The organism is Maribellus luteus (assembly GCF_003576475.1).
Classification (GTDB): Bacteria; Bacteroidota; Bacteroidia; order Bacteroidales; family Prolixibacteraceae; genus Draconibacterium; species Draconibacterium luteum.
Map to the genome: position 1 here is coordinate 1 of NZ_QWGR01000176.1, position 579 is coordinate 579.

The 579-nt window shown below is 61.8% G+C and carries 1 protein-coding gene; it reads left to right on the forward strand.

Annotated features, from left to right (window positions below):
* Positions 1 to 579 (forward strand): hypothetical protein (locus D1614_RS28470; protein WP_497006681.1); only part of this gene is annotated, 579 nt, incomplete at both ends.

Here is a 579-nt window from a genome sequence, read left to right on the forward strand (position 1 = left end):
TTCTGGTGCTGGTTCGTGGGCTTCTACACCGCCTTCATGCCGCTGTACGTGCTGGGGTTCATGGGCATGACGCGTCGTCTGAACCATACCGACAACCCGGCATGGCAGCCGTGGCTGATCGTCGCCGTGATCGGCGCCGCAATCATTGCCTGCGGTATCGCTTCGCAGCTCATCCAGATCTTCGTGAGCGTCCGCAACCGTCATGCGCTGGCTGATCTGACCGGTGATCCGTGGGGCGGCCGCACGCTGGAGTGGGCGACGTCGTCGCCGCCGGCGCACTACAACTTCGCTCGCGTGCCGGTCATCCGTGACATCGACGCCTTTGCCGACATGAAGGCGCGTGGTGAAGTGCCGACGCAGGTCGCACCGAGCTACGAGAAGATCCACATGCCGAAGAACACAGGCGCCGGCTTCTTCATCGGCATGTTCTCGATCGTGATGGGCTTTGCGCTGATCTGGTACATGTGGTGGCTCGCCGCTCTGAGCTTCATCGCGTTGCTCGCCGTCGGGATCGGTCACACCTTCAACTATCACCGCGATTTCGACATTCCGGCTGAAGACGTCATCCGGACCGAGGAT